Genomic DNA, 25,197 nt, shown 5'->3' with positions numbered 1-25,197 from the left:
TGTTGTCAAGGGCCGCCGGACGATTCGCGGTGCGCGCGATACGGGTTGTGTCCGGCCGGCCGGCCGCGCCGGCGTGCCGGCCACGCGGCGTCAGGCCGGGGGTGCCGTCGGGGGTGCCGGGCGCAGCGCGCGCCGCAGGATCTTGCCGAGGTTGGTCTTCGGCAGAGGCTCGTCGCGGAACTCGATGGTGCGCGGCAGCTTGTAGTCGGTCAGGTGCTGCCGGCAGTGCGCGAGCAGGGCCGCTTCGGTCAGCGTCGGGTCCGCACGCACGACGAACAGCTTCACGGCTTCGCCGCTGCGTTCGTCGGGCACGCCCACCGCGGCCACCTCGGCCACGCCGGGATGCAGCGCCACCGCGTCCTCGATCTGGTTGGGGAACACCTTGAAGCCGGACACGATGATCATGTCCTTCTTGCGGTCGGTGATGCGGAACCAGCCGGACTCGTCGCAGGTCCCCATGTCGCCGGTGCGCAGCCAGCCGTCGACGATGGTGCGCGCCGTCTCGTCGGGGCGCTGCCAGTAGCCGGCCATCACCTGCGGCCCGCGCAGGCAGATCTCGCCGACCTCGCCGCGCGGCAGCTCGCGGCCGTCGTCGTCGAGCACCGCGGCGTCGGTCGACGGCAGCGGCAGGCCGATGGTGCCGGTCCACTCGCCGATGTCCAGCGGGTTGGAGATCACCACCGGCGAGGTCTCGGTGAGCCCGTAGCCCTCGATCAGCGGCGTGCCGGTGGCCCGGTGCCAGCGCTCGGCGACTATGCGTTGCACGGCCATGCCGCCGGCGGCCGCCACCTTCAGGCCGCCCCAGTCGATCGTCTCGAAGCCCGGCGCGTCCAGCATCGCGCGGTACAGCGTATTGACCCCGATGATCGCGCTGCAGCGCTCATGGTGCAGTTCGGCAATGAACGACTTCAGGTCTCGCGGGTTCGTCACCAGCACGCTGCAGGCGCCGATCTTCACGAACACCAGCATCGAGGTCAGCGCGTACACGTGGTACAGCGGCAGCGGGCACATCAGCGTCTCGCGGCCGTCCAGCAGGTCCTTGCCGATCCACGCGGCGAGCTGCTGCACGTTGGCCACCAGGTTGCCGTGCGTCAGCATCGCGCCCTTGGCGACGCCGGTGGTGCCGCCGGTGTACTGCAGGAACGCGAGGTCGCTGCGCGCGAGCGGCACCGGATCGAAGGCCTCGGCATGCGCGTGGCCTTCCTCGAGCGCGGTGCCGAAGGGGATCGCGCCGTCGATGTGCCAGGCCGGCACCATCTTCTTCACGTGCTTGACGGTCGCGTTCACGACCCAGCGCTTGGGCGCGGCGAAGCAGTCGCCGACCTGCGTCGTCAGCACCGTCAGCTTCCAGCCCGGGTTGCGCTCGAGCACTTGCTGCACCGTGTGCGCGAAGTTCTCCAGCACCAGGATGGCGGAGGCTCCCGAGTCGCGCAGCTGGTGCTCGAGCTCGCTCGGCGTGTACTGCGGATTGACGTTGACCACCACCAGCCCGGCCCGCAGCACGCCGAAGAGCGCGATCGGATACTGCAGCAGATTGGGCAGCATGATCGCCACGCGCGCGCCGCGCGGCAGCGTCGCCACGCACTGCAGCCAGGCCGCGAAGTCGCGGCTCGCGCGGTCGAGGTCGGCGTAGCTGAGCGCCTCGCCCATGTTGCGGAAGGCCGGCAGCTGCGCATGCCGGCCGCAGGTATCGGCCAGCACCTCGACCAGCGAGCCAAAGGCCTGCACGTCGACTTCGGCCGGGATGCCGGCCGGATAGCGGGCGAGCCAGGGCTTCGTGCCCCGCGCGCCGGCGCCCTCGCGCATCGGTGTTGCCTGCCCGTTCATCCCAGTTGCTCCACGCCGCGCGGCAACAACGCCGGCACCAGCCACGGGGTCGCGCCCCATTGGCGGATCCACTCGGCCTGCAGGTCCCACCACGGCTGCCACAGCGCCTGCTGCAACTCGAGCCACGCCTGCATCGCGGCGCTGCCGCCGTCGATCCAGCGCAAGCTGTCGTGCACCGCACCGAGCGGCGCCAGCGCCGCCGGGTTGCTCGCGATCATGTCCTTTGCCATCGCTGTTCGCTCCATTCAGTTCAACTCGATTCACCGTCGGTCAGTGCGACATCAGTACCGGCACCGTCATGGCGTCCAGCAGTCTGCGCGTGGCGCCGCCGAGCATGCGCTCGGTCCAGCGCATGTGGCCGTAGGCGCCCATCACCAGCAGGTCCGCCCCGAGGTCAGCCGCCCGCGACAACATCGCCTCGGCAACTGCGACGCTGCTCGTTTCCACGGCGGTCTCGGCGACCACCCCATGCCACGCCAGCCACTGGCGCAGCGCGCCCAGGCGCTCGGCCAGCGGCACCTCGCCCTGCAGCCCCCGTTCCTGCCAGGCCACCACCTGCACCTGCGCGGCGCGGCGCAGCAGCGGCAACGCATCGGTCACCGCCCGCGCGGCCTCCCGGCTGTCGTCCCAGGCCACCATCACGCGCTGCCCGACGTCGCCGAATCGGCCGGCATACGGCACGATCAGCGTCGGCCGCGCGCTCTGCAGCACCACGCCCTCGACCATGTCGCGCCGCAGCAGGTAGTCCGCCTGATCGGGGTCGGGCTGGCCGAGCAGGACCAGATCGCTGCAATGCGCATGCCGCACCAGCGCGACCGCCTCGTCCTCCTCGACGACCACGGTCTCCTTCGAAGCCAGGTGCGCGTCGCGGCAGGCCTCGTCGAAGCGCTCCGTCGCCTGCTGCGCCTGGCCGTGCAGCGCCGCCCACGCGATGCCGGCGAACTCGTCGAGCATCGCCGCGCCGTGCACGCTGGTCGGCCACTGGATGCGGCCGGTGGGGGCCAGTCCGACCAGATGGGCCTCGAACGCATGCGCCAGCTGGATCGCCAGTTGCGTTCGCACCGGGCAGCGCGCATCGTTGTCGAGCAGGGTCAGCAGGCTTCGGTAGGTCATGCCGACAACTCTGAACGCCGTCGGGATGGCGTCCATTGCGCCAGCGCAAACCGTCGGAACGGCCGGCCTGCAGGGTCATTCCGGGCGCAGGCCTTCTCTGCGGGTTCACGAAGTGTTGCAATGCGCCTCTCCCGCCGGATGTGAGACAGCCCATGAACCGGTCGCGTGCCTTTCGCGTCGCCCTGACGGTGCTGCTGGTTTCGTGCGGGGGCGGCCGGCAGGACGGCGCGGAGCAGGCGCAGCGCAACCCGTTCAGCCACGCCGAGGTGGCGGCCGTCGACCCTTCGTTCTGCCGGCCCGACCGGCCGCACGCCGCGTCGCTGATCCGGCACCACGTGATCGACGGCGCCTGCGTCCGTCGCTTCGCTGGCCTGGACGCGGCGTCCGCCTCGACCACGACCCAGCACCCGCGCCGACGGGCCCTGGCGGCCACGGCTGCGCCCCGCACGCCGACGCCGGACGAGCTGTTCGACTGGGCCGAGCGGACCTATCCGCAGTTCTTCCCGACGCACCAGCCGACCCTGACCTTTCCGCCGTATGCCTACCGGCACTATCCGCAAACCGGGAACTACGCCGCGGTCGCCAACGGCATCGCCTACGTGCTCGGGCCGATCAGCAACAACGAGATGCTCGAGGTGGGACGGGTCGAGACCTTCGCCTGCCAGGTCTTCCCCGCAGACTGTCAGCCCGAAGCGCGCCGGTGCCAGGTGACGTCCTGGGAGGTGGGCGGGCTGACCTGCACGCCCAACAGCGGCCAGAAACTCGAACTCGAGTCCGGCGATTCGGTCAGCTACGTCGACGCGCTGGGCGCCACGCACGGCAGCGCCACCTTCACCTGCACCGATGGCAGCCTGGCGGTGAAGGGGCAGGCCGTGTGCGATGCGGTCCCCGAGCGGGCGTGCAACACGCCGCGACAGGCGTGGACCGCCGGCGGCCGCAGCTGCACGGCCAACGTCGGCGAACCCGAGCAGATCTCCTCTGGCCGCAGCCACACGTTCAGCGCATCGACCTCGTTGCTCGGACAGGCCACCTTCACCTGCACGGACGGCGTGCTGTCCGCGCCGGCCAACGCCAGCTGCGCCCAGCCGGCGGCGCAGCCATGCCGGCCCACCTTCGCGTTGAGCTGGGCCGAAGGCCTCAACGCCTGCAGCCCGGACGTGTTGCCCGAGCAGATCGCGGTGGGCGGTCGCTTCGGCATGACCGACTCGACAGGCGGCACGACCGGCGAGGCCGCGGTCCTCTGCACCACCCGCGGCCTGGAGATCGACCTGATCAACGCGACCTGCGGCGCGCAGGCGCGCGTGCAGGACAGCTTCGGCGGCGACGGTGGCGACGCCGGTGGCGCGGACGGCACCGCGGGCGATGGTGCACCGATCGCTGGCGGCCTCGTCACGGTGACCGACAGGAACGGCAGGAAGGCTTACGGCACGACGCAGGCCAACGGCTACTTTCGCGTCAGGACGCCCGGCTTCGAGGCGCCGATCGTCGTCAGCGTCGCGCGGCCCGACGGGGTCGTGCGCCACTCGCTGAGCACGCAGCCGCTGGTCCCGAACCGCTATGCGTTCGTCGCCGTGACCGGACTCAGCGACAAGATCGCGTCGGACATCGCGCGGGCGGCCGGCTATCCCGGGGCCTCGGGGCTGACGCCGGCGATCATCGCCTCGAATCCGTCGGCACTCGACAGCGCGCTCGCCGCGATGCGCACCGATCCCGGCATCAGCCCGCTGCTGCGCGGCGCCGGCATCGACCCGGCCCGCTTCGATCCGCTGACCACACCGTTCCGCGCCGACGGCACCGGCTACGACCGGGTGCTCGACAACCTGGTGATCGGCACCGACGACAAGGGAACAACGGTGGTCACGACCCTCGACTGCCCGCTGCCGGCGTCCTGGAGCGTCGGCAGCGCAACCTGCGCGCCGGACCCGGATCAGCCCGCTGTCGTTCAGTCGGGCACCACGCGCGTGATCGCGGACTCGATCGGCAGCACCGAGGGCTTCGCCAACTGGTCCTGCAACAAGGGGGCGCTGGAGTTGAAGCAGCGCGCCTGCAACGTCCGGCGCCCGGCCGCGAGCTGCACCGCGCCGAGCGCCTGGTCCGACGGCGCGGCCTCCTGCAGCCCCGACGGAGGGCAGCCGACGCAGATCGCCTCGGGCACGAGCGTGAAGCACGTCGACACGGCCGGCGCGACCACCGGCTCGGTGACTTGGTCATGCCTGGACGGCACCCTGGCGCCACCTTCCAGCCTGGTGTGCCGGCAGACGGCGACCAGCTGTGCCGTTCCGGCCTCCTGGAAGGTCGGCAACGCGACCTGCAGTCCCGATCCCGGCCAGCCGGCTGCGATCGCCTCCGGCGAGAGCGAGATCATCCGCGACAGCACCGGCAATGCGACCGGCGCGGCGCAGTGGTCCTGCAGCAACGGCACGCTGCAGCCGCCCACGGCGATGAACTGCACGATCGCCGCGAGCTGCACGCTGCCAACGTCGTGGAAAGCGGGCGACGCGAGCTGCACGCCCGATCCCGGTCAAGCGACGACGCTGGCCTCCGGCGAGCGCCTGACCCACCAGGACAGCAGCATGCCGACGACCGGCTCGATCACCTGGACATGCCACGACGGCACCGCGGCACCGGCCGCGGCGGGCACGTGCGCGACGGCCTGCACCGCGCCGACGTCGTGGACGGTTGGCGGCTCGGCGTGCGCTCCCGACTTCGGCCAGCCGGTCATCGTGGCTTCCGGCAGCACGCTGACCCTGCGGGACACCCAGGCGCCGACCACGGGCGTGCTGACCGCGCAGTGCAGCCAGGGGCAGCTCAGCGACATCGAGCCGCCGAGCTGCAGCACCGCCGCGGTGCCGTGCGAAACGGCGGACATCGTCGCCAATGGCTGGACCGTGGGCGGCCAGACCTGCAAGCCCGATTCAGCACCAGCCAGCGTTGCCTCCGGCGCGAGCCTGGCGCTCGCCGATGCCACCGGGCCGACCACCGGCACGATGAACGCGCAGTGCGTCAACGGCACGCTGCTGACGGTCGGCGATCCGTCCTGCAGCAGCTCGGCGGCGAAGGCCTGCGACACCGCGGCCGTCGCGAGCGCCGGCTGGACCGTGGGCACAGCGAACTGCAGGCCCGATTCGGTTCCAGCCAGCGTCGCATCGGGCCAGATGCTGCACCTCGTCGATTCGCAGGAGCCCAACACCGGCGGCGTGAGCCTGCAGTGCAATGACGGCGCGCTGAACCAGGTGGGGCAGTCGTCGTGCGCGGCCGGCAGCCCGCCTCCCCAGGGCTGCAGCACGGCGTCGCTGGCCGCGAACGGCTGGACCGTCGGCGCGAACACCTGCATGCCGGACAGCCTGCCCGGCTCGGTGGCCCATGGCGCGACGCTCGACCTCACCGACAGCCAGCAGCCCACGACGGGCGCCATCTCGCTGAGCTGCGGCAACGGCACGCTGTCGACGACGGGATCGCCGACCTGCAACGCCAGCGGCCCCGCCGCCTGCGACATCTCCTACCTGCCGACCACGGGTTGGACGGCCAACGGCTACACCTGCCGCGCGTGGACCTTCGACCAGACGATCGCCTCCGGCACGCAGCGGACCTTCACCGACACCTACGAACCGGAGACCGGGACCATCACCCTGCAATGCACCGACGGCACGCTGACGCCGGTCGGCACGCCGTCGTGCACGCTGCAGGCGGGGGCCTGCAACGTGGACGCGCTCGCCGCGTCGGGGTGGACAGCGGGCGGCCCCACCTGCTTCCCTGACACCCGGAACGGCTGGGACGAGAAGTGGGCACCCTCCGGCGCACGCATCCAGTGGACGGACATCAACTCGGCACCGTATGGGTTCCTGGACGCTGAATGCGTGAGCGGAACCCTTGTTCCGGTCGGTTCGAACACCTTCTGCTCGCCGACCAAGCCTGCCTGCGGCAACATCCTGTGGGGGGACGGAGAGGGGAACTTCTGCGAAGCGGACGACTACGGGCCGCCGTTCCTGCCCGACACCACCAGGAACTGGGTCGATTCGATCGGACCGACCACCGGCTCGCTGACGCTGACCTGCCGGATGGGCCCGCTCTGGGACTGGGTCGACTGGTCCTGCACGACCGTGCCGGAGGGCCGGCGCAAGTCGAACGCCGTCCGGCGTTCGATCCTCGCCGCCGACCCTGCCCCTCAGGCCGCGCCGATCAAGCCACCGCCCTTCGTGTACAGGCGAATCGGCGAAAGACCCGCCGCCGATCGACCCTGAGCCCGAGGGGCGCGCCGGGCCCCCGCCATTGACATGGCGCAAACGCCGGGCGAGGGCGATTCCTAGAATTGATGCATTCAACGTGCACCTTTGACAGGAGCCCCTTTTGATGACCAGCGCCAGCACCACCCTCGACGTCCGCGCCCTGCCCCCGCGCGAGCGCCATCCGCTGATCTTCTCGACCTTCCGCGGCCTCGCCGCGGGCGAGGCGATGCAACTGGTCAACGACCACGACCCGCGTCCGCTGTACCACCACTTCCAGGCCGAGCTGCCCGGCGGCTTCGGCTGGGACTACCTAGAATCCGGCCCCGAGACCTGGCGCGTGCGCATCACGCGGCTGGCGACCAGCAAGGCCGGCGGCAGTTGCTGCGGCGGCTGCTGCAACGGCTGAACTTCGACGGAACCAAGGCCATGCGCCTGACGACCTTCACCGACTACAGCCTGCGCGTGCTGATCTACCTGGCCGCCGAGCCGGGCCGGCGCGCGACGGTGGCCGAGATCGCCGCCGCGTTCGACGTGTCGGAGCACCACCTCACCAAGGTCGTGCATTTCCTCGGGCGTGAAGGCTGGCTCGCCACGGTGCGCGGCAAGGGCGGTGGGCTCGGGCTGGCGATGCTGCCGGAAGACATCGTGATCGGCCACGTCGTCCGGGCCACCGAAGGCGCGGCGATGCCCGCCGAGTGTTTCGGCGATACGCCCGACAACTGTTCCATCGCCCGCATCTGCCGCCTGCGCGGCGTGCTGCGCGACGCGGTCGAGGCCTTCCATGCGGTGCTGGACGGCTACACGCTGGCCGACCTCGTCTACAACCGCACCACGCTGACACGCGCGCTGTTCATCCGGCCGGCCGCCGGCAACGCCTGAACGCGATGGCGTCGACAAGCGGCGCCCACCCTGCAGCGCACACCATGACGCCCGTGCTGACCCTCCACGAACCGGCCCCGGCCGAACCGCCGCGCGGCTTCGCGCTGTGGGCCCTCGGTTTCCGCCCCTTCTACCTGCTGGCCAGCAGCTTCGCCGCGCTGTCGATCGCGCTGTGGGCCGCGCAGTTCGCGGGCTGGCTCGCTCGGCCCTATCTCGCCGGCCCGCTGTGGCATGCGCACGAGATGCTGTTCGGCTTCACGCTGGCGGTGATCGTCGGCTTCCTGTTCACCGCCGGCCGCAACTGGACCGGCCACCCGACGCCCACCGGCGCGCCGCTGGCCGCGCTGGCCGCGCTGTGGCTGGCCGGCCGCGTGCTGGTGCTGACGCCCTTCGCCTGGGCCGCCGCGCTGGTCACCACCGCCTTCCCGCTCGCCGCGGCGATCGCGCTGGCGATCCCGTTCTGGCGCGCCCGCAACCGGCGCAACTACTTCTTCGTCGGCCTGCTGCTGCTGATGGCGGCGGCCGAGGCCGCGCTGCATCTGACGCAGCTGAAGCTGCTGACGCTGCCGGACTGGATCGGCGTGCAGCTCGGGCTCGACGTGGTGCTCTTCATCCTCGCGGTGATGGGCGGCCGCGTGATCCCGATGTTCACCAACAACGGCGTGCCGCTGGCCGGCGCGCTGCGCGACGCGCGTGTCGAGAAGGCCGCGCTCGGCAGCCTGCTGGCGCTGCTGGCGGCGGACCTGCTGCGCGCGCCCGGGGCGGTGCTCGCGCTGGTCGCGCTGGTCGCGGCGGTCGCGCATGGCTGGCGATTCGCGCTCTGGAAACCCTGGCGCACGCTGCGCACGCCGCTGGTCTGGGTGCTTCACGTCGCTTATGCCTGGGTGCCGCTGCACCTCGGCCTGCGCGCCGCCGGCCCGCTCGGCTGGGTGGCGCCGTCGCTCGCGGTGCATGCGCTGACGGTCGGTGCGGCCGGCGGGCTGATCATCGGCATGATGACGCGCACCGCGCGCGGCCACACCGGGCGCCCGCTGCGCGCGGACCACGTGGACATCGCGTGTTATGCGCTGGTGCTGCTGGCCGCGCCGGTGCGGGTGCTGGTGCCGATGCTGTCGCCCGCCGCCACGCTGCATGCGGTGCTGGGCTCGGCCGCGCTGTGGTCGGCCGGCTTCGCGCTGTATGCGTTGCGCTACGCGCCGACGCTGATCCGCCCGCGCGCAGACGGCCAGCCGGGTTAGCCTTGGCGGGATGGACTACCCGCTGCTGAAGTCGATCCACCAGGCCGCCGTCGCGCTGTCGTTCGCCGGCTTCTTCGCCCGCGGCGCCGCGGCGCTGGCCGGCGCCGCCTGGGTGCGCAGCCGGCCGGCGCGCACGCTGCCGCACATCGTCGATTCGGTGCTGCTGCTGTCGGCGCTGGCGATGGCCTTCGCATTGCGGCTGTCGCCGCTGGAGGCGCCCTGGCTGCTGGCGAAGATCCTCGGCCTGCTCGCCTACATCGGGCTCGGCGTGGTGGCGTTGCGCCCGTCGACGCCGCTGCCGCTGCGCGCGCTCGCCTGGCTGGCCGCGCTGGCCACCTTCGTCTGGATCGTCACAGTGGCGATCACCAAGCGGCCTGCCGGCTTCTTCGCCTTCACTTGAGTTGAGGCAAAACCGCCCTCGCGACTCGCCCGCACAGTGCGGGCCGTGATGCCCGATCCCGTGAAGCCCCGATCCAAGCCCGACCTCGTCTGCCCCGCCGGATCGCTGCGCGCACTGCAGTGCGCCGTCGATGCCGGCGCCGACGCGGTGTACCTCGGCCTGAAGGACGCGACCAATGCGCGCAACTTCGCCGGCCTGAACTTCGACGATGCGCAGGTGCGCGACGGCGTGGCCTATGCCCACGCCCGCGGCGCGCAGGTGCTGATGGCGCTGAACACCTTCGCCGACGCGCGCGACCCCTCCCCGTGGTTCCGCGCCGCCGACCGCGCGGCGGCGCTCGGCGCCGATGCGCTGATCGTCGCCGACAGCGCGGTGATGGCCTGGTGCCGCGACCACCACCCGTCGCTGCGGCTGCACCTGTCGGTGCAGGCGTCGGCAACCACGCATGCGGCGATCGAGTTCTACCGCCAGCGCTACGGCATCCAGCGCGCGGTGCTGCCGCGCGTGCTGACGATCGAGCAAGTTGCGCAGGTCGCGCGCCACACCGGCGTCGACATCGAGGTCTTCGGCTTCGGCAGCCTGTGCGTGATGGTCGAGGGCCGCTGCACGCTGTCGTCCTGGACCACCGGCTGCTCGCCGAACAACGCCGGCGTCTGCTCGCCGGCCTCGGCGGTGCGCTGGAACGACACCACGGCCGGCGTCGAAGCGCGGCTGAACGACGTGCTGATCGACACCTACGCGCCCGACGAGCCGCGCGGCTACCCGACGCTGTGCAAGGGCCGCTTCGTCGTCGACGGCCGGCGCGACTACGCGCTGGAGGAGCCGACCAGCCTGAACACGCTGACCCTGCTGCCGCGGCTGATCGACATCGGCGTCAAGGCGATCAAGATCGAAGGCCGCCAGCGCAGCGCGGCCTATGTCGAGCAGGTCACGCGGGTGTGGCGTGCGGCGATCGATGCCGCGGCCGGACCGGGGCCGTACAGCGTGGCGCCGGCCTGGACCGCACAGCTGGCGCGCCATGCGGAAGGCCAGCAGCAGACGCTGGGGGCCTATGACCGCCCCTGGCGATGATTCCGCGGGGATTCCGCGGTGAATCCGCCGTCATCTCGCACCGACACCATGACGCTCATTTCAACAGATAGCACCCGCCTCGGCCTGACGGTCGGCCCGGTGCTCTATTTCTGGCCGCGCGCGACGCTGCTGCAGTTCTACGCCGGCCTCGCCGACAGCCCGGCCGATACGCTGGTGATCGGGGAAGCGGTCTGCGCGCGCCGCCGCGAGCTGCGCCTGGCCGACTGGCTGGCGCTGGGCCGCGAGCTGCAGCAGGCCGGCAAGACCGTGGTGCTCGCGGCGCAGGTGCTGGTAGAGACCGAAGCCGACCTGCGGCTGATCGAGCACCTGGGCGAACAGGACGGGTTCGCGGTCGAGGCCAACGACGCCTCGGCGCTGCAGCTGCTGGTCGGCCGCGTGCCGCTGGTGCTGGGCCCGCACCTGAACATCTACAGCCGCGCCGCGCTGGTCGAACATGCGGGCCTCGGCGCGACGCGCTGGGTCGCGCCGATCGAGCTGCCGCTCGACTCGCTGGCGGCGATCAACCCGCCGGCCGACCCGGTGCGCACGCCGCTGGATGCGGCGATCGAGACCGAGGCCTGGGCCTTCGGCCGCGTGCCGCTGTCGTTCTCGGCGCGCTGCTTCACCGCACGCCACCACCGCCTGGCCAAGGATGCCTGCGAGTACCGGTGCCTCGAAGACCCGGACGGGCTGCCGATGAAGACCACGGAAGGCGCGCCCTTCCTCGTGCTCAACGGCACGCAGACGCAGTCGGCCGCGGTGCAGTGCCTGCTGCACGACGCCGCTGCGCTGCGCGCCGCCGGCGTGCGCCGGCTGCGGCTGTCGCCGTGTGCACAGGGCTTCGAGCAGGTGCTGCGCGATTTCGACGCGGTGATGAACCACGGCGAGCCCGCCGGCTCGCGCACCGGCGACTGGCGCGGCCTCGGCGTGCCCGGCCCGCTGGCCAACGGCTACGCCCGGCGCGCCCCGGGCATGAACTGGATCGAACCATGACGAGCTTCAGCCCCGCCGACTCGGCGGCCCAAGGTTCCGCCCCGGCGGCCGAACGTCCCGTGCCGCGCGGCCTGCCGCTCCCTCTCGCTGCGCTGCACCGGCGCCTCGCCGACGTGGCCGAACGGCTGCCGAGCGCGCCGCCGTCGGCCTTGCTGGCGCTGGCGCTGAACCGGCGCCTGCTGCCGCGGCTGCCGCAGGATGCGGTCGATGCGCTGCAGGGCCGCGTCGTGGCGCTGGAGGTGCGCGACTTCGGCCTGCGGGTGCGGCTGCGGCTGGGCCCGCGCGGCTTCGCCGCCGCTGGCGACCGCGAGCCCGCGGCGCTGACCATCCGCGCCTGCGCCGAGGCCTATCTCGCGCTGGCCCGCGGCCTCGAAGACCCCGACCGTCTGTTCTTCGAGCGCCGCCTGGTGATGGAAGGCGACACCGAGCTCGGCCTGGTGCTGAAGAACACGCTCGACGCGATCGGCCCCGACTGGTTGCCGTGGCGCGGCGGCGCCCGCTGACCGATCGCCCCCCGGATCGGCCACCGCACCGCCCCACCGGAACGCCCCCCATGGCCCGTCGCTTCCCGATCCAGCCCGCCCACCCCGAGCGGGTGTGCTGGGGCTGCGACCGCTACTGCGCATCCGACGCGATGATCTGCGGCAACGGCAGCGTGCGCACGCCGCACCCGTCCGAGCTGTTCGGCGAGGATTGGGCCGAGTGGGGCCTGGACTCGCCACAGCAGGCGCAGACTGACGAGACCTGCGGTGCCCCATCCGGTGCGCCATCAGATGCGCCATCATCGGCAGGCCCACCGCCCGCGGAGACGCCATGTCCTTCCCCTACGACGGTCCCGACGCGCTGCACGACGACGTGATCGAGGCGCTCAAGCGCGTCGTCGATCCGGAAGTCGCGCTGTCGATCGTCGACGTCGGCCTGATCTACGGCGTGACGATCGCCGACGACGTGGCCACCGTGAAGCTGACGATGACCACGCCCGCCTGCCCGGTCGCCGATGTGATCGTCGACGACATCGGCCGCGAGCTCGAGCGTGTGCTGCCGACGCATTGCACGATCGACGTCGACCTGGTCTGGGAGCCGCCGTGGACCCCCGAACGCATGAGCGCCGACGCCCGCCGCTTCATGGGCTGGTGATCCGCGCGCTGCTGGTGGCGCTGGTCGCCACCGCGCTGCTCGCGGCGATCGCCGGCGGCCTGCTGCGCGCCGGGCTGGGCCACTGGCTGCCACCACTGCCGGCGGATGCGGCCGCCCGCGCGGCGCTCGGCCATGCGGCGCTGATGATGGTCGGCTTCCTCGGCACGGTGATCGGCGTCGAGCGGGCGGTGGCGTTGTCGCACGGCGCATCGACCGCCGGACGGACCGCGGTCTTCGTCGCGCCGTTGACCTCGGCGCTCGGCACGCTGGCCTGGCTGGCGGGGCTGGCCGCGCCGGCGCAGGCCTTGTGGCTGGCCGCGTCGCTCGCGTTCGTCGCGGTCAACCTCGTCGTGCTCAAGCGCCAGGCGGCACCGCACACCGCGCTGCTGCTGGCCGGCGCGCTCGCGCTGCTCGCCGGCAACGGGCTGTTCGCGCTCGGGGTGGATGCACCGCTGGTGCTGCCGTGGTGGTTCGACTTCCTGGTGCTGACGATCGCCGCCGAGCGGCTGGAGATGGCGCGCCTGATGCGGCCGCACCCGGCCGCGCGGCCGCTGCTGCTGCTGGTGCTGGCCGCGCTGCTGGTGGCCAGCGCGTGCACCGCGCTGGCGCCGCGCGCGGCCGGCATCGGCTTCGGTGCCGCGCTGGTGGCGCTGGCGCTGTGGCTGGTGCTGTTCGACGTCGCGCGGCGCACGGTGCACGCGGCCGGCCTGAGCCGTTACATGGCCGTGTGCCTGCTCGCCGGGTACGCGTGGCTCGCCGCCGGCGGCGCCGCGTGGGCCGCGATGGCCGCCGGTGCGCCGACGCGCGACCTCGCGCTGCATGCGATCGGCCTCGGCTTCGTCTTCGGCATGGTGATGGCGCACGCGCCGGTGATCCTGCCGGCGGTCACCGGCATCCGGCTCGCGTGGTCGCGGGCCTTCTACGCGCCGCTCGCGCTGCTGCAGGTCTCGCTGCTGCTACGGCTGGCAGGCGGCCTCGCCGACGACGGGCTGCGCCGGGCCGGCACGCTGCTGAACGTCGCGGCGATCGTGCTGTTCGCGCTCACGATCGCCGCTGCGGCATGGGCATGGCGCCGCGCAGCGGCGAACGCGCCGGCGGCGGCACGAGCAGCGCGAGCGCGCGCCGCTCCACCGGCCGCACGATGAACACCGCCGGGTCGTCGCGCAGGTCGATCAGCAGCGTCTTCACGCGCCGCTGCCAGCGTTCGCCCAGTTCGCGCAGGTCGGCGCCGTCGACATGGCGGCGCTGCAGGCCATCCACCAGTTCGTCGAGCCGCGCATCGCACGGCAACAGGCTCAGGTCGGCAGTGGCATCGATCGCCGCCCGGTTGTCGAGCCGCGTGTAGCGCATCGTCAACGGCAGCTCCGGCACGAAGCGCTGCAGGCCGGCGCGCGCGAAGCGTCCGCCCAGGCCCTTGAAGCCGCTGCGGCCGGCGGCGCCGGTGAGCATCTGCACGACGGTGGCCACGACGCCGGTGCTGCCGCTGCGGGCGTCCTCGCGGAATTCGACGCTCAAGCCGCCGCGTTCGGGCAGGTCGTCGCCGTACAGCTGCCGCAGCGCGAGCCAGGTGAGCCAGTAGGCCGACGCGACCGTCGGGCAGGAATGACCGGTCAACCGTACCGCATCGGCATACCGGAACTCGAGGATGCCGTCGGTGGCGCTGCCGAGCGTCTCGGCCAGCGCATCGTGCACACGCAGCGCCGGCACCTCGTCGAAGAAGGCGGGAAAGTCCATCCGGCCATTGCCGCACCGCGGGCCGCGGGCCCCGTTGACGCCGCGCAAGGCGGCGCCGTATCGCGGGTGATCACCCGGCCGCCGCGGGCAGCATTGCACGCACCTGGCCGGCGAAGGTCGGCACGTCGATCGGCTTGCTGAGGTAACCGTCGAAGCCGGCGTCCAGGAAGCGCTGCTCGTCGCCGGCCACCGCATAGGCGGTGAAGGCGACGATCACCAGGTCGGCGGTCGGCGGCTGGGCCTTCAGCTCGACGGTGAGCGTGAGGCCGTCGACGCCCGGCATCTGGATGTCCATCAGCACCAGGTCCGGCCGTCGCCCGGCGATGCACTGGCGCGCGGCTTCGCCGTCGGGCGCGGTCTCGACCTCGAAACCGGCATCCTCGAGCACCAGCCGCGCCAGCTCCAGGTTCAGCGGCTGGTCGTCCACCACCAGGACGTAAGGTCGGTTCATCGATCCCCCGTTGATCGCCCGATCGCATCGGGCGCGTCGGTTGTCGGCGCCCATCGTTGCAAGGCCTCCAGCACCTCGGCCACGCCACCGCCGCCCTTGTCCACGATGCCCTGGGCCGAGCGAGCCAGCACCGCGTACTCGTCCTCGGTCAGCGCCATGCTGGTCCACACCAGCACCGGCAGGTCGCGCCAGGCCGGGTCGGCCCGCAACCGGTGCAGCACCTGGAAGCCATCGACCTCCGGCATCATCAGGTCCAGCACCATCGCGGCGGGCTTCAGGGTCGGGAGCAATTTCAATGCCTCCAGGCCGCCGCCGGCGCCCGCGGTGCGCAGGCCGAAGCCTTCCAGCGTCGCCTGCATCAGGTCGCGCGCCAGCGGATCGTCGTCGACCACCAGCACCACGCCGCCGCCGCCGATCGCCGGCCGCAGCGGCCGCAGCGCGTCGGACACCTCGTCGGCGCGCAGCGGCTTGGCGATGACGTCGCTGACCGCGAAGGTCGCCAAGCGCCCGTCGCCGCTGGAGGCCGCCAGCGCGCGCACCGGCGGCGCCTCGGCATCGCCCCGGCGCAGCTGCGCCAGCGCGTCGAGCCCGCCGCCTTCGCGGTTCAGCGCCAGCGCCAGGCCGTCGTAGCGGCGGGTGCGGGTCAGCCGGATGACCTCGGCGGTGCTGCCCGGCGCATCGACCGGGATGCCGCCTTCGGCCAGCTCGCGCGCGATGTGATCGCCGAGCGGCTTCGCCTGCTGCGCCAGCAGCATGCGCGGCAGGCCGGGCGCACGGCGCGGCAGCCGCGCGAAGAAGGTGCTGCCCTGCCCGGGCACGCTGCGCGCGCCGACCTCGCCGCCCTGCGCCTCGACGAGCTGGCGCGTCAGCGTCAGGCCGAGCCCGACGCCCTGGTGCCGCTTGGCATAACCGCCGTCGAGCTGCTGGATGTTGACGAACAGCCGCGGCAGGTCGTCCGCGGCGATGCCGACGCCGGTGTCCTCGACCTCGAGCCGGAAGGTCGCGTCATCCTCGGCCAGCGCACGCACCGCGATGTGGCCGCCGGCCGGCGTGAACTTCACCGCGTTGGAGACGAAGTTGAACAGCACCTGTTCGATGCGCGCCGGATCGAGCACCACGTCGTGCAGCGCCGGGTCGACACTGGCCGTCACGCGCAGCGCCTTGGCCGCCGCGGGCTCGGCGAGCGCGCCGATGACCTTGTCGATGGCCTGTGCCAGGTCGACCGGCGCGGGATGCAGCTCGAGCCTGCCGCCCTCGATGCGCGACAGGTCGAGGATGTCGTTGATCACCTGGAGCAGGTGGCGGCCGCTGCTGGCGATGTGGCTGACGAACTCGTGGTGTCGCGGCGAGTCGGGCGCGACGCGGCGTTCGCGCAGCACGTCGGCGAAGCCGATGATCGCGTTCAGCGGCGTGCGCAGTTCGTGCGACATGTTGGCGAGGAACTGGCTCTTCAGCCGGCTCGACGCGATGATCTGCAGGTTCTCCTGCTGCAGCTTCTGCGCCAGCAGCCGCGCCTCTTCCGCCTGCCGCAGCGGGGTGATGTCGGCCACGATGCCGACCATGCGCGCGGTGGCTTCCGGCTCGCCGGGCAGCACGCGGCCATCCATGCGCAGCCAGTGTTCGCTGCCATCCGGCCACAGCGCGCGGAACTCGGCATGCCATTCGGCGCGCCCGTCGATCGCCGTGCGCAGGCTCTGCTCGACCGCCGGCCGGTCGTCCGGATGAACGTGCTCCAGCAGCGTGCGCCGCGTCCACACCAGCAGCGGCTCGTCGTGGCCGAAGCAGCGGTCGTGCCGCGGCGAACGCCAGACCTCGCCGCCGTCGAGCTCCATCTCCCAGTCGCCGATCAGCGCCGATTCCAGCGCAAAACGGATGCGCGCCTCGCTGCGCCGCAGCGCGGCCTCGATCAGCCGCTGGTGCGTCAGGTCGCGCATGGTCTTCGCGACGCCGGCCACCTGGCCCAGCGCGTCGCGGATCGGCGAGATCGTCAGCGACACCTCGATCTGCCGGCCGTCCTTCGCGCAGCGCACGCTGCGCAGCGACACGCCGCCGCGGCCGGCGACGATCTGCGCGAACAGCGACGCCTGCTCGGCGCGCTGCGCCGGCGGCACCAGCACTTGCATCGGCTGGCCGACGGCCTCGTCCGCGGTATAGCCGAACATGCGCTCGGCGGCGGCGTTCCAGTCGGTGATGCGGCCGTCGAGCGAGCCGGCGATGATCGCGTCGGCCGACGATTCGACCACCGCGGCCAGCCGGCGCACCGCGCTCTCGGCCTGCGACAGGCGGGTCACGTCGCGCAGCACCAGCGTCAGGCCGCGGGCGCTGCCGTCCGCAGCACGCGTCAGGTCGGCGTTGAGCTCGATCGCGGTGCGGCGGCCGTCGCGCGCGACGCAGACCGCCGACAGCGCCTCCGGCGCCGGCCCCGGGCGCGACAGCAGCGCGAACACCGGGTCGCGTTCGTCGGGCGGTTCGCCTTCGCGCTCGAACACCCGCCACAGCGACTGGCCCTGCGCATCGCCCTCGGCCCAGCCGGTGACGCGCTCGGCCACGGCGTTCATGCGCGTGACCAGGCCGGCGGCATCGGTGGCGATGAAACCCGCGCCAATGCTGCCCAGCGTCGTCGCCAGGCGCTGCTCGATCTCCTGCAGTTGCTCCTCGGCGCTGCGCCGGCGCGCGACCTCGGCCTGCAGCGCCGTGATCACCGACTGCAGCGCGCCGACCGTCGGGATCCTCAGCGCCCGCGGGATCAGCGGCCACAGCGCCAGCGCCGTGTAGGCCGAGATCGCCGCCGTGCCGGCCTTCACCGCCGCCTGCAGCGGATACACCGGCTGCCAGACGACCCACAGGTCCATCACGTGGGTCAGGCCGCAGCCGAAGATGAAGGCCGAGAACAGCCAGGGCACGCCGCCGAAGTTCTGCTGCGGCCGCTTGCGCACGAAGCTGATGATCGCCAGCGGGATCGAGAAATACGCCAGCGCGATCAGCAGGTCGGCGCCGACCATCGTCCACAGAAGGCCCGGCGACCACTGGAAGCAATAGCCATGCGGCAAGTAACCGTTGCGGGCCAACAGCGATTCGAGAGCGTCCATCGCGCCACCCCCCTGCCGAGGCCTTCAGACCCTGGCGCTATCCGATGACCGATCCTCGCACAACCCACTCATTCGTGGGGGTAGAGATCGCCGCCGGCGCGCGCTGCGCCATCGCAGACCCGGCCGCGGGCCGTCAGGCCTGCAGGCGCTGCTCGAACTCGTCGCGCGGCACCGGCCGGCAGAACAGGTAGCCCTGCGCGAGGCGGCAGCCCTGCCCGGCGAGGAACGCGGCCTGCGCCTCGGTCTCGATGCCTTCGGCGACGACGCGCAGGTTCAGCGCCCGCGCGATCGCCAGGAAGGCTTTCACCAGTTCGGCCTGGCGCGGGTCGCTCTCGATGTCGCGCACGAAGACGCGGTCGACCTTCAGGCAGTGCACGTCGAACTTGCTCAGGTAGCCGAGCGCCGAATAGCCGGTACCGAAGTCGTCGATCGCGATCTCGATCCCGATGGCGCCCAGCGCACGCAGCGCGTCGCGCACGCTGTCGCTGTCCTCGAGCAGCAGGCTCTCCGTGACTTCCATCGTCAGCCAGCGCGGATCGCAGCCGTGCCGCTGCAGTGCGGCGTTCACCACGGCCGGCAGGTCGTCACGCAGGAACTGCCGCGTCGAGGCGTTGAACGACAGCCGCAGCGGCGGCTGACCTGAGGTTAGGCGCCCGGCATTCCAGCGGCTGGCCACGCGGGCCACCTCGTCGATCACCCAGCCACCGATCGGCACGATCAGCCCGGTGTCCTCGGCGATGCCGATGAACCGGTCCGGCGCCAGCAGGCCGCGCTCGGGATGGCGCCAGCGCAGCAGCGCCTCGGCACCGACGATGCGGCGGCCCTCGTCCAGCGCCACCAGCGGCTGGTAGTGCAGCTCCAGGCCCTCGCCGTGCTGGGCGGCGCGCAGCGCCTGCTCCAGCGCCATGCGTTCGCGCGCGCGTTCGCTGAACTCGCTGCGGTAGAACGCATAGCGGCTGCCGCCGCCGCGCTTGGCGTGGTACATCGCGGCGTCGGCATGCGCCATCAGGTCCTCGAGCAGCGCACCGTCGGCCGGATACAGCGCCATGCCCATGCTCGCGCTGACCACCAGCTGGCGGCCCCCGAGCTGCATCGGCGCGAACAGCGCGCGCTCCACCTTTCCGGCGATCGCCGCCATGTCGAGGTCGTCCTCGAGGTTGGTCGCGACGATCGCGAACTCGTCGCCGCCCAGCCGCACCAGCAGGTCGGAGCTCCGGATGCAGCCGGCGATGCGCTGGGCGACCTCGCGCAGCAGTTCGTCGCCGAGCGGATGGCCCATCGAGTCGTTGACGTCCTTGAAGCGGTCGATGTCCAGGATCATCACGCCCAGCCGACGGCGGTGCCGCTGCGCCTCGGCGATCAGGCCCGGCGCGTAGTCGTGCAGCGCCTGGCGGTTGTGCAGCCGCGTCAGCGGGTCGGACAGCGCCAGCGCGCGGATGCGCTCGCGCTGCTCGACGCCCTGCGTGATGTCGCGGGCCAGCCCCAGCGCCCCTTCGATGCGGCCGTCCTCGCCCCGGATCGCGACGATGCGCACATGGTGCGTCTCGGTGCCGCCGGCGGTGTTCGGCGCCGGCAGCACCAGCTCCAGCTGCGCCGGTTCGCCGGAGCTGAGCACGTCGCGCAGCACCGCCTCGTAGGCGGCCATCGTCGCTTCGTGGCCGGGCAGCGCGCTCTCGGCCGGCGTCAGGCCGATGAACCAGTGGGCGGGCCGCCCCAGATGCACCAGGAAGGCCGGATTGGTGTAGCGCACGCGCGCCTGGACGTCGTAGCGGATGATGAAGTCCGGCGAGGTTTCGGCGAGCAGGCGGAACTCGCGTTCGCGCGTGGCCAGCGCCGCTTCGGCGCGCTTGCGCGCGGTGATGTCGGTGGCGATGGTCAGCACGCTGGCCGGCTTGCCCTCGGCATCGCGCTCGACGGTGATGCGCACCGCATGCCACAGCATCCGGCCGTCGACCGTGCGCCACTCGAAGTCCAGCTCCTGCAGCTGGCCGGTCTCGATGGCGCGCCGCATGCACTGCTCGAGCCGTTCGGCCAGGCCGCCCATGCGCGAGACCTCGCTCAGGCGTCGGCCGAGGTACTGCTCGGGCTTCAGGCCGTTGAGCTCCTCGAAGCGCGGGTTCGCGTAGATGCGCCGCAGCTCGAGGTCATAGCGCACGATGATGTCGGGCGAGTTCTCGAGCACGCTGCCGACGACGTCCGCCGCGCTCGGCCGCGGCCGCGCCGGCGGCGGGGGTTTGCCGGTGTCACCCGCCGGTGCGTGCATGCGTGCATCCCAACATCGGGCATAGGGTAGCGCAGCCGGGCCGCACGCTGCGAGCCAGCCGCCTCACGCGTCGGCGGTCTCGGGGTCCATCCCGCCGATCATGCGCTCGTAGTCCTCGCGCACCAGCCCGTAGCAGCGGCAGGAAGCCGACTCGAGGCGCGCCCGTCGCCGCGCGCGGCTTGGTTCAACGCAGCGGCAGCGTGAAGTAGAAGCGCGCGCCCTCGCCCGGCGACGCGTCGGCCCACACCCGGCCGCCGTGGCGCTCCACCGCGCTGCGCACGATGCTCAGCCCGATGCCGCAGCCTTCGTAGCGCCGCCCGTGCAGGCGCACCAGCGGCTGGAACAGCCTGTCGGCCCGTGCACGATCGAAGCCGACGCCGTTGTCGCGCACGCAGATGATCAGCTCGCCGCCGTCCGCGATGCCGTCGATGTGGATGCAGGCGTCGTCACGACCACGGGTGAACTTGACGGCGTTGTTGATCAGGTTGTGCAGCACCGCGTGTAGCAGGTCCGGATCGGCCGTCACGGGCGGCAGCGGCTGAACGCACAACACCGGCGGCCGCAGCAGGCCCTGGCACAGCGCGACCTCCTGCGCCACCGTCTCGGCCAGCACGCCGAGGTCCACCGGCTCGCTGCGCAGCGGCGCCTCGCGCGTCTGCGCCAGCCGCAGCAGCCCGCGCAGCATCTGCGCCGAACGATGCGCCTGCTGCGCGATCAACGGCAGCGCGCGCAGAGCCGACGCGTCGTCGTGCTGCTCGCGCAGCGCCACGTGCGTGACCTCCGCCAGCCCGGCGATGCCGCCGAGCACGTCGCGCAGGTCGTGTGCCACCTGCGCGCAGAAGCGCTCGAGGCACTGCACGCGTTCCTGCAGCATTTCGGTGCGCCGCGCCAGCGCCCGCTCGAACTGGACGTCGAGCTCGGTTGCCTGGAACTCCCGCTCGAAGATGACGCTGTCCATGCCGCCTCCTACTGCAAACGACGGGCACTGCCGAGTGGGAACCACTTTAGGGCAATGCTGATCCAGGCGCCGTTCCCAGCGGCCGCAATCGATCAAATGATGAATTGGTGGTCGCCTGCGCGAAAAACGGCCGCCTGTCGACCAGGCCCAGGGCGACGAACGCGCGCTCTGGCGACCGTCAGCCGCCCACCACCACCGGCACCTCGGTCGCCGGCGGCGTATTGCGGCTGCGACCGCAGCGCACGAGGCCGTCGATCATCACCATGCCGACCCCGGGAATGTCGCCCAGTTGCACGCTCTCCAGCAGCGTGCGGCCGGCGGTGTGCTGCGCGCGGTCCAGGAAGACGAAGTCCGCGTCGCGGCCGGGTTCGACCAGCCCGCCGTTGAGGCCGCGGATGCGCGCGGTGTTGCCGGTGGCGAAGCAGAACACCAGCTCGGCGGGGATGTTGCCCAGGCTCGACAAGAGCGAAATCATGCGCAGGATGCCCAAGGGCTGCACGCCCGAGCCCGCCGGCCCGTCGGTGCCCAGGATCACCCGGTGCGGGCATTTCAGCAGCATTGCTGCCTGGGCAGCGGCGATGGCGATCTTCTCGTTGCCGTTGTGCACGATCTCGATGGCGCGGCTGCTCTTCTCGCACAGCGTGCAGACATCGCGTTCGGGCAGCGCCGTGTGGCCGCCGTTGATGTGGCCGATGACGTCGGCATCGGCTTCGAGCACCACGTCCTTGTCGATCAACCCGGAGCCCGGGATCGACGGGCCGCCGGTGTGGATGGTGCTCTGGATGCCGTGCCGGCGCGCCCAGGCGACCATCTGCTGCGCCTCGTAGCCCGCCTTCACCGAACCGAGGCCGACCTCGCCGAGCAGCTTGACGCCCGCGGCCGCGAGGTCGGCGAAGTCCTGCTCGACCATGCCCTTCTCGATCACCGGCGCACCGGCGATCACCTTGACGCCGCCGGGGCGGAAGTTGTCGAACGCGCGCTGCGCGGTGATGGCCAGTGCCTTCAGGCCGACGATGTCCTTCGGCCGCCCCGGCAGGTGCACCTCGCCGGCGGAGACCATCGTCGTCACGCCGCCGTTCATCGTCGAGTCGATCCAGCCGAGCTGGTTCTGCCGCGGCGTCCAGTCGCCGAAGACCGGGTGCACGTGGCTGTCGATGAGCCCCGGGCAGACGCAGGTGCCCTTGGCGTCGATCAGCGTCTTCGGCTGCGCGGCATCCAGGTCCTTCTCGCGGCCGACCGCGACGATCACGCCGTCGTCGATCACGATGCAGTCGGCATCGAGGATCGGCCGGTCGATGTCGCCCGACAGCAGCAGGCCGATGTTGCGGATCACGACCTTGCCGGACTTCCCGGCGACGGCGGCATCAGCCATGGTGATGGTTCCTCTTGCTGGCCGGACTCGGCACGTTTGCAGCATCGCCGTGGTTCCGCACGACGCTGCGTTCGACGGTCTCGATGACATGGGCCTGCCACTGCGCGAGCGCTTCCGGCGCTTCCAGGTCTTCGCCCAGGAAGGCCGACAGCGTGAAGCGGTTCGACAGGTAGAAGTAGCACAGCGCGGCGATCGTCAGGTACAGGTCGCGCGCGGACAGGTCGGCGCGGAACAGGCCTTGCGCGGCGCCCTGCTTCAGCACATGGTCCAGCACGCCGACGGCCGGCGACGAGTATTCGCGCGCGGTCGGCGACTTCGCGATGTGCTTGCCGCGGTGCAGGTTCTCGGTGTTCAGCAGCGTGATGAACTCCGGGTGCTTCAGGTAATAGGACCACATGAAGCGGATCACCGCGCGCAGCGCCTCCGGCGGCGGCAGGTGGTCGAGCTGCAGTTCGGACTCGGCCTCGTTGAAGCGCCGGTAGATCTCCTCCAGCACGGCGATGTACAGCGCCTCCTTGCTGCCGAAGTAGTAGTAGATCATGCGGTCGTAGGACTTCGCGGCCTTGCTGATCTGCTCGATGCGGCCGCCGGCGAAACCGTGCTTCGCGAACACCTTGATCGCCGCGCGCAGGATGCCGTCGCGCGTGGCCTGCGCGGCCAGCTCGCGCACGCCGGGCTTGCGTTCGATCACCGCGCTGCTGTTGTCTCCGGACTGCATTTTTCGACGAGTCGGGTTCGGCCCGATTTCTCAGTTCATGTAGTGAATGCTACATTGAACCCATCGAGCCCGACAAGCGCGGAAGATCCCGATGACGGAGCACAGCAAGACCGATGGTTTGCCAGCACTGGACATGCCGGCCGCGCCGCAGGTGCTCGAGCGCTCGCGGCCGCGCAACGAGCGCATGGCCGGCGACAAGATCGAGTGCAACGCCTGCCCGGTGCTGTGCCAGATCAGCGAAGGCAAGAGCGGCGCCTGCGACCGCTATGCGAACCACGAGGGCACGCTGATCCGCGTCGACCCGGTGCTGCTGCTGCGCCGCACGGTCGAGGCCGGCGCGGTGCCGCTGGTCGCCTTCGAAGGCCGCGTGCAGCCGCCGGCCGACGCCGCGGCCGGGGCGCCGGCGCCGAACGACAGCGCCGACTGGAACGGCGACCTGCTGCATGCCAACGAGGTCTTCGTCACCGGCGTCGGTTCGTCCACCACCTATCCCGACTACAAGCCCGCGCCCTTCATCGTCGGCTCGCAGGTGAACGGCGTCGACGTGGTGACCGTCGTCACCGAAGGCATCTTCAGCTACTGCAGCTTCAAGCTGAAGATCGACACCGACCGCTTCCTCGGCCCCGAGCAGGCCAACGTGCGCTGCAAGGGCGAGGTCGTGGGCCATGTCACGACGATGGAATACGGCTCGCAGATGCTGTCGCTCGGCGGCGTGCACCACCTGACCGGCGGCAGCAAGAAGGAAGGCCGCGTCACGCTGGAGGTGATGGAGACGCTCGGCAACCGCGGCGCGGTGGAACTGCACATCGACGGCGGCTCGCAGGTCATCGTGCAGGCCGGCCGCGCGCCGATCGTCAACGGCGTCGAGGAACAGCGCATGCGCGTCGGCTGCGGCTCGGCGACGATCGGCATCTTCGCGAAGCAGCTCTACGGCCAGGCCGACGAGGTGATCGTCGTCGACGACCACATCACCGGCGTGCTGACCGAGCACCAGGCCGGCCGCTGCCTCGACATGCGGCGCTCGGGCGTGAAGATGCGCGGACGCAAGTCCACGCCGGGGCGCTGGTTCCAGGTGGCGAACCCCGGCACCGGCTGGGGCGGCACCGACCTGACCGAGCCGCTGGCCATCGTCGAGGGCTGGGACCCCGAGCTCGCGTGGCCGGGCCTGCGCCTCCTGATGACCTCGACCACCGGCGAACATGCCGCGTGGTACGTGCTCGACGAACAGCTGCGGCCGGTGGAGCAGGACATGCCGGCCCCGGTGCGCGCGGTCGTCGAGCGCATCGGCGAGAACTGCGAGCCTTCGCTGTGCTCCGTGCTGTTCCTCGGGGGTGCCGGCGGCAGCCTGCGCGCCGGTGTCACCGACAACCCGGTTCGCCTCACACGCTCGATCAAGAACGCGCTGGTCAACGTCACCTGCGGCGGCGCGCCGGCCTACGTGTGGCCGGGCGGCGGCATCACCGTGATGGCCGACGTGCTGCGCATGCCCGAGCACAGCTTCGGCACCGTGCCGACGCCGGCCATCGTCGCGCCGATCGAGTTCAGCATGCGGCTCGAGGACTACGCCGCGCTCGGCGGCCACCTCGACCATGTGCGGCCGCTGGCGCAGGTGCTGAAGACCGGTGCCTGGCACAACGACGGCGCACCGACCGCGCGGCGCTGGGCGGTCGGTTCGACGAACAACCCGTGGCCGCTGGGCCACGGTCCGATGCTCGGTTAGGACGCCCG

Annotated in this window: 21 protein-coding genes and 1 pseudogene; 12 read left to right on the top strand and 10 right to left on the bottom strand. The window is 71.8% G+C overall.

Features of this window, described 5'->3' with window-relative positions; all coding sequences use genetic code 11:
• Positions 1–90: 90 nt before the first annotated feature.
• From P1K89_RS02340 to P1K89_RS02330, 3 genes are read right to left on the bottom strand one after another with little or no spacing between them, the layout of a single operon-like run.
• Positions 91–1,827 (bottom strand): AMP-binding protein, encoded by a 1,737-nt coding sequence (locus P1K89_RS02340; RefSeq protein ID WP_284614753.1) that lies wholly within the window; start codon positions 1,825–1,827, stop codon positions 91–93.
• Positions 1,824–2,057, bottom strand: coding sequence for a hypothetical protein (locus tag P1K89_RS02335; protein WP_284614752.1), 234 nt, complete (start codon positions 2,055–2,057; stop codon positions 1,824–1,826). The genes P1K89_RS02340 and P1K89_RS02335 overlap by 4 nt, the downstream gene beginning before the upstream one ends.
• Positions 2,058–2,097: 40 nt before the next feature.
• Entirely contained in the window at positions 2,098–2,940 is an 843-nt protein-coding gene (locus tag P1K89_RS02330; RefSeq protein ID WP_284614751.1) for a universal stress protein, read from the bottom strand.
• A gap of 152 nt (positions 2,941–3,092) precedes the next feature.
• On the opposite strand from P1K89_RS02330, the gene P1K89_RS02325 reads away from it, so the two are divergent.
• From P1K89_RS02325 to P1K89_RS02275, 11 genes and pseudogenes are all read left to right on the top strand, one after another.
• Positions 3,093–7,181: a hypothetical protein gene (locus P1K89_RS02325; protein ID WP_284614750.1), complete on the top strand. Its 4,089-nt coding sequence runs from the start codon at positions 3,093–3,095 to the stop codon at positions 7,179–7,181.
• 109 nt (positions 7,182–7,290) lie between these two features.
• Positions 7,291–7,572 carry a DUF2249 domain-containing protein gene (locus P1K89_RS02320; RefSeq protein ID WP_284614749.1) on the top strand — a complete coding sequence of 94 codons (282 nt, stop codon included), beginning with the start codon at positions 7,291–7,293 and terminating at the stop codon, positions 7,570–7,572.
• A gap of 20 nt (positions 7,573–7,592) precedes the next feature.
• Positions 7,593–8,045 carry an RrF2 family transcriptional regulator gene (locus P1K89_RS02315; RefSeq protein ID WP_284614748.1) on the top strand — a complete coding sequence of 151 codons (453 nt, stop codon included), beginning with the start codon at positions 7,593–7,595 and terminating at the stop codon, positions 8,043–8,045.
• 44 nt (positions 8,046–8,089) lie between these two features.
• Positions 8,090–9,283, top strand: a complete 1,194-nt coding sequence (locus tag P1K89_RS02310; protein WP_284614747.1) for an NnrS family protein — start codon at positions 8,090–8,092, stop codon at positions 9,281–9,283.
• Between the two features lie 10 nt (positions 9,284–9,293).
• A complete protein-coding gene (locus tag P1K89_RS02305; protein ID WP_284614746.1) occupies positions 9,294–9,683 on the top strand; it encodes a SirB2 family protein in 390 nt (129 codons plus the stop codon).
• A 48-nt stretch (positions 9,684–9,731) separates the two neighbouring features.
• Complete coding sequence (gene ubiU / locus P1K89_RS02300) at positions 9,732–10,754, top strand: ubiquinone anaerobic biosynthesis protein UbiU (protein ID WP_284614745.1); 1,023 nt, start codon at positions 9,732–9,734, stop codon at positions 10,752–10,754.
• A gap of 48 nt (positions 10,755–10,802) precedes the next feature.
• Positions 10,803–11,747 carry a U32 family peptidase gene (locus P1K89_RS02295; RefSeq protein WP_284614744.1) on the top strand — a complete coding sequence of 315 codons (945 nt, stop codon included), beginning with the start codon at positions 10,803–10,805 and terminating at the stop codon, positions 11,745–11,747.
• Entirely contained in the window at positions 11,744–12,250 is a 507-nt protein-coding gene (gene ubiT / locus P1K89_RS02290) for a ubiquinone anaerobic biosynthesis accessory factor UbiT (RefSeq protein ID WP_284614743.1), read from the top strand. Before P1K89_RS02295 ends, ubiT begins: the two co-directional genes overlap by 4 nt.
• Positions 12,251–12,300: 50 nt before the next feature.
• Positions 12,301–12,459, top strand: a pseudogene (locus tag P1K89_RS33380) (DUF3079 domain-containing protein); the annotation flags it as partial.
• Between the two features lie 101 nt (positions 12,460–12,560).
• Positions 12,561–12,884 carry a metal-sulfur cluster assembly factor gene (locus P1K89_RS02280; protein WP_284614741.1) on the top strand — a complete coding sequence of 108 codons (324 nt, stop codon included), beginning with the start codon at positions 12,561–12,563 and terminating at the stop codon, positions 12,882–12,884.
• Positions 12,833–14,029 carry a DUF8744 domain-containing protein gene (locus P1K89_RS02275; RefSeq protein WP_284614740.1) on the top strand — a complete coding sequence of 399 codons (1,197 nt, stop codon included), beginning with the start codon at positions 12,833–12,835 and terminating at the stop codon, positions 14,027–14,029. The genes P1K89_RS02280 and P1K89_RS02275 overlap by 52 nt, the downstream gene beginning before the upstream one ends.
• Here the strand turns inward: P1K89_RS02275 and P1K89_RS02270 are convergent.
• The 7 genes from P1K89_RS02270 to P1K89_RS02240 form a co-directional block, all read right to left on the bottom strand.
• Entirely contained in the window at positions 13,926–14,618 is a 693-nt protein-coding gene (locus tag P1K89_RS02270; protein ID WP_284614739.1) for a hypothetical protein, read from the bottom strand. The genes P1K89_RS02275 and P1K89_RS02270 overlap by 104 nt on opposite strands.
• A gap of 70 nt (positions 14,619–14,688) precedes the next feature.
• Positions 14,689–15,069 carry a response regulator gene (locus P1K89_RS02265; RefSeq protein ID WP_284614738.1) on the bottom strand — a complete coding sequence of 127 codons (381 nt, stop codon included), beginning with the start codon at positions 15,067–15,069 and terminating at the stop codon, positions 14,689–14,691.
• Complete coding sequence (locus P1K89_RS02260; RefSeq protein WP_284614737.1) at positions 15,066–18,158, bottom strand: PAS domain S-box protein; 3,093 nt, start codon at positions 18,156–18,158, stop codon at positions 15,066–15,068. Before P1K89_RS02260 ends, P1K89_RS02265 begins: the two co-directional genes overlap by 4 nt.
• Positions 18,159–18,291: 133 nt before the next feature.
• The gene (locus P1K89_RS02255; protein ID WP_284614736.1) at positions 18,292–20,421 is read right to left on the bottom strand and encodes a sensor domain-containing protein; all 2,130 of its coding nucleotides are present in this window, start codon (positions 20,419–20,421) and stop codon (positions 18,292–18,294) included.
• 184 nt (positions 20,422–20,605) lie between these two features.
• Positions 20,606–21,379 carry a sensor histidine kinase gene (locus tag P1K89_RS02250; protein WP_284614735.1) on the bottom strand — a complete coding sequence of 258 codons (774 nt, stop codon included), beginning with the start codon at positions 21,377–21,379 and terminating at the stop codon, positions 20,606–20,608.
• A 178-nt stretch (positions 21,380–21,557) separates the two neighbouring features.
• Positions 21,558–22,751, bottom strand: a complete 1,194-nt coding sequence (locus P1K89_RS02245) for an amidohydrolase family protein (protein ID WP_284614734.1) — start codon at positions 22,749–22,751, stop codon at positions 21,558–21,560.
• Positions 22,744–23,469 (bottom strand): TetR/AcrR family transcriptional regulator, encoded by a 726-nt coding sequence (locus tag P1K89_RS02240; protein ID WP_284614733.1) that lies wholly within the window; start codon positions 23,467–23,469, stop codon positions 22,744–22,746. Before P1K89_RS02240 ends, P1K89_RS02245 begins: the two co-directional genes overlap by 8 nt.
• 91 nt (positions 23,470–23,560) lie before the next feature.
• Here P1K89_RS02240 and P1K89_RS02235 point away from each other — a divergent pair, with 91 nt between their 5' ends.
• A complete protein-coding gene (locus P1K89_RS02235) occupies positions 23,561–25,189 on the top strand; it encodes a 6-hydroxynicotinate reductase (protein ID WP_284614732.1) in 1,629 nt (542 codons plus the stop codon).
• Positions 25,190–25,197 lie beyond the last annotated feature (8 nt).

Origin of the sequence: Aquabacterium humicola, assembly GCF_030167915.1 — a bacterium.
Taxonomy (GTDB): Bacteria; Pseudomonadota; Gammaproteobacteria; order Burkholderiales; family Burkholderiaceae_C; genus Pseudaquabacterium; species Pseudaquabacterium humicola.
Note: the sequence above shows the minus strand (reverse complement) of the source record. Positions and strands in the feature narration are given on the sequence as shown.

Excerpts from the sequence above, each read along its gene's own strand:
- P1K89_RS02245 (WP_284614734.1), bottom strand. The coding sequence starts at position 22,751 with ATGGCTGATGCCGCCGTCGCCGGGAAGTCCGGCAAGGTCGTGATCCGC.
- P1K89_RS02315 (WP_284614748.1), top strand. The coding sequence starts at position 7,593 with ATGCGCCTGACGACCTTCACCGACTACAGCCTGCGCGTGCTGATCTAC.
- P1K89_RS02320 (WP_284614749.1), top strand. The coding sequence starts at position 7,291 with ATGACCAGCGCCAGCACCACCCTCGACGTCCGCGCCCTGCCCCCGCGC.
- P1K89_RS02265 (WP_284614738.1), bottom strand. The coding sequence starts at position 15,069 with ATGAACCGACCTTACGTCCTGGTGGTGGACGACCAGCCGCTGAACCTG.
- P1K89_RS02340 (WP_284614753.1), bottom strand. The coding sequence starts at position 1,827 with ATGAACGGGCAGGCAACACCGATGCGCGAGGGCGCCGGCGCGCGGGGC.
- P1K89_RS02270 (WP_284614739.1), bottom strand. The coding sequence starts at position 14,618 with ATGGACTTTCCCGCCTTCTTCGACGAGGTGCCGGCGCTGCGTGTGCAC.
- ubiT (WP_284614743.1), top strand. The coding sequence starts at position 11,744 with ATGACGAGCTTCAGCCCCGCCGACTCGGCGGCCCAAGGTTCCGCCCCG.
- P1K89_RS02235 (WP_284614732.1), top strand. The coding sequence starts at position 23,561 with ATGACGGAGCACAGCAAGACCGATGGTTTGCCAGCACTGGACATGCCG.
- P1K89_RS02260 (WP_284614737.1), bottom strand. The coding sequence starts at position 18,158 with ATGGACGCTCTCGAATCGCTGTTGGCCCGCAACGGTTACTTGCCGCAT.
- P1K89_RS02330 (WP_284614751.1), bottom strand. The coding sequence starts at position 2,940 with ATGACCTACCGAAGCCTGCTGACCCTGCTCGACAACGATGCGCGCTGC.
- P1K89_RS02325 (WP_284614750.1), top strand. The coding sequence starts at position 3,093 with ATGAACCGGTCGCGTGCCTTTCGCGTCGCCCTGACGGTGCTGCTGGTT.
- P1K89_RS02295 (WP_284614744.1), top strand. The coding sequence starts at position 10,803 with ATGACGCTCATTTCAACAGATAGCACCCGCCTCGGCCTGACGGTCGGC.
- P1K89_RS02280 (WP_284614741.1), top strand. The coding sequence starts at position 12,561 with ATGTCCTTCCCCTACGACGGTCCCGACGCGCTGCACGACGACGTGATC.
- P1K89_RS02310 (WP_284614747.1), top strand. The coding sequence starts at position 8,090 with ATGACGCCCGTGCTGACCCTCCACGAACCGGCCCCGGCCGAACCGCCG.
- P1K89_RS02305 (WP_284614746.1), top strand. The coding sequence starts at position 9,294 with ATGGACTACCCGCTGCTGAAGTCGATCCACCAGGCCGCCGTCGCGCTG.
- P1K89_RS02255 (WP_284614736.1), bottom strand. The coding sequence starts at position 20,421 with ATGCACGCACCGGCGGGTGACACCGGCAAACCCCCGCCGCCGGCGCGG.
- ubiU (WP_284614745.1), top strand. The coding sequence starts at position 9,732 with ATGCCCGATCCCGTGAAGCCCCGATCCAAGCCCGACCTCGTCTGCCCC.
- P1K89_RS02240 (WP_284614733.1), bottom strand. The coding sequence starts at position 23,469 with ATGCAGTCCGGAGACAACAGCAGCGCGGTGATCGAACGCAAGCCCGGC.
- P1K89_RS02250 (WP_284614735.1), bottom strand. The coding sequence starts at position 21,379 with ATGGACAGCGTCATCTTCGAGCGGGAGTTCCAGGCAACCGAGCTCGAC.
- P1K89_RS02335 (WP_284614752.1), bottom strand. The coding sequence starts at position 2,057 with ATGGCAAAGGACATGATCGCGAGCAACCCGGCGGCGCTGGCGCCGCTC.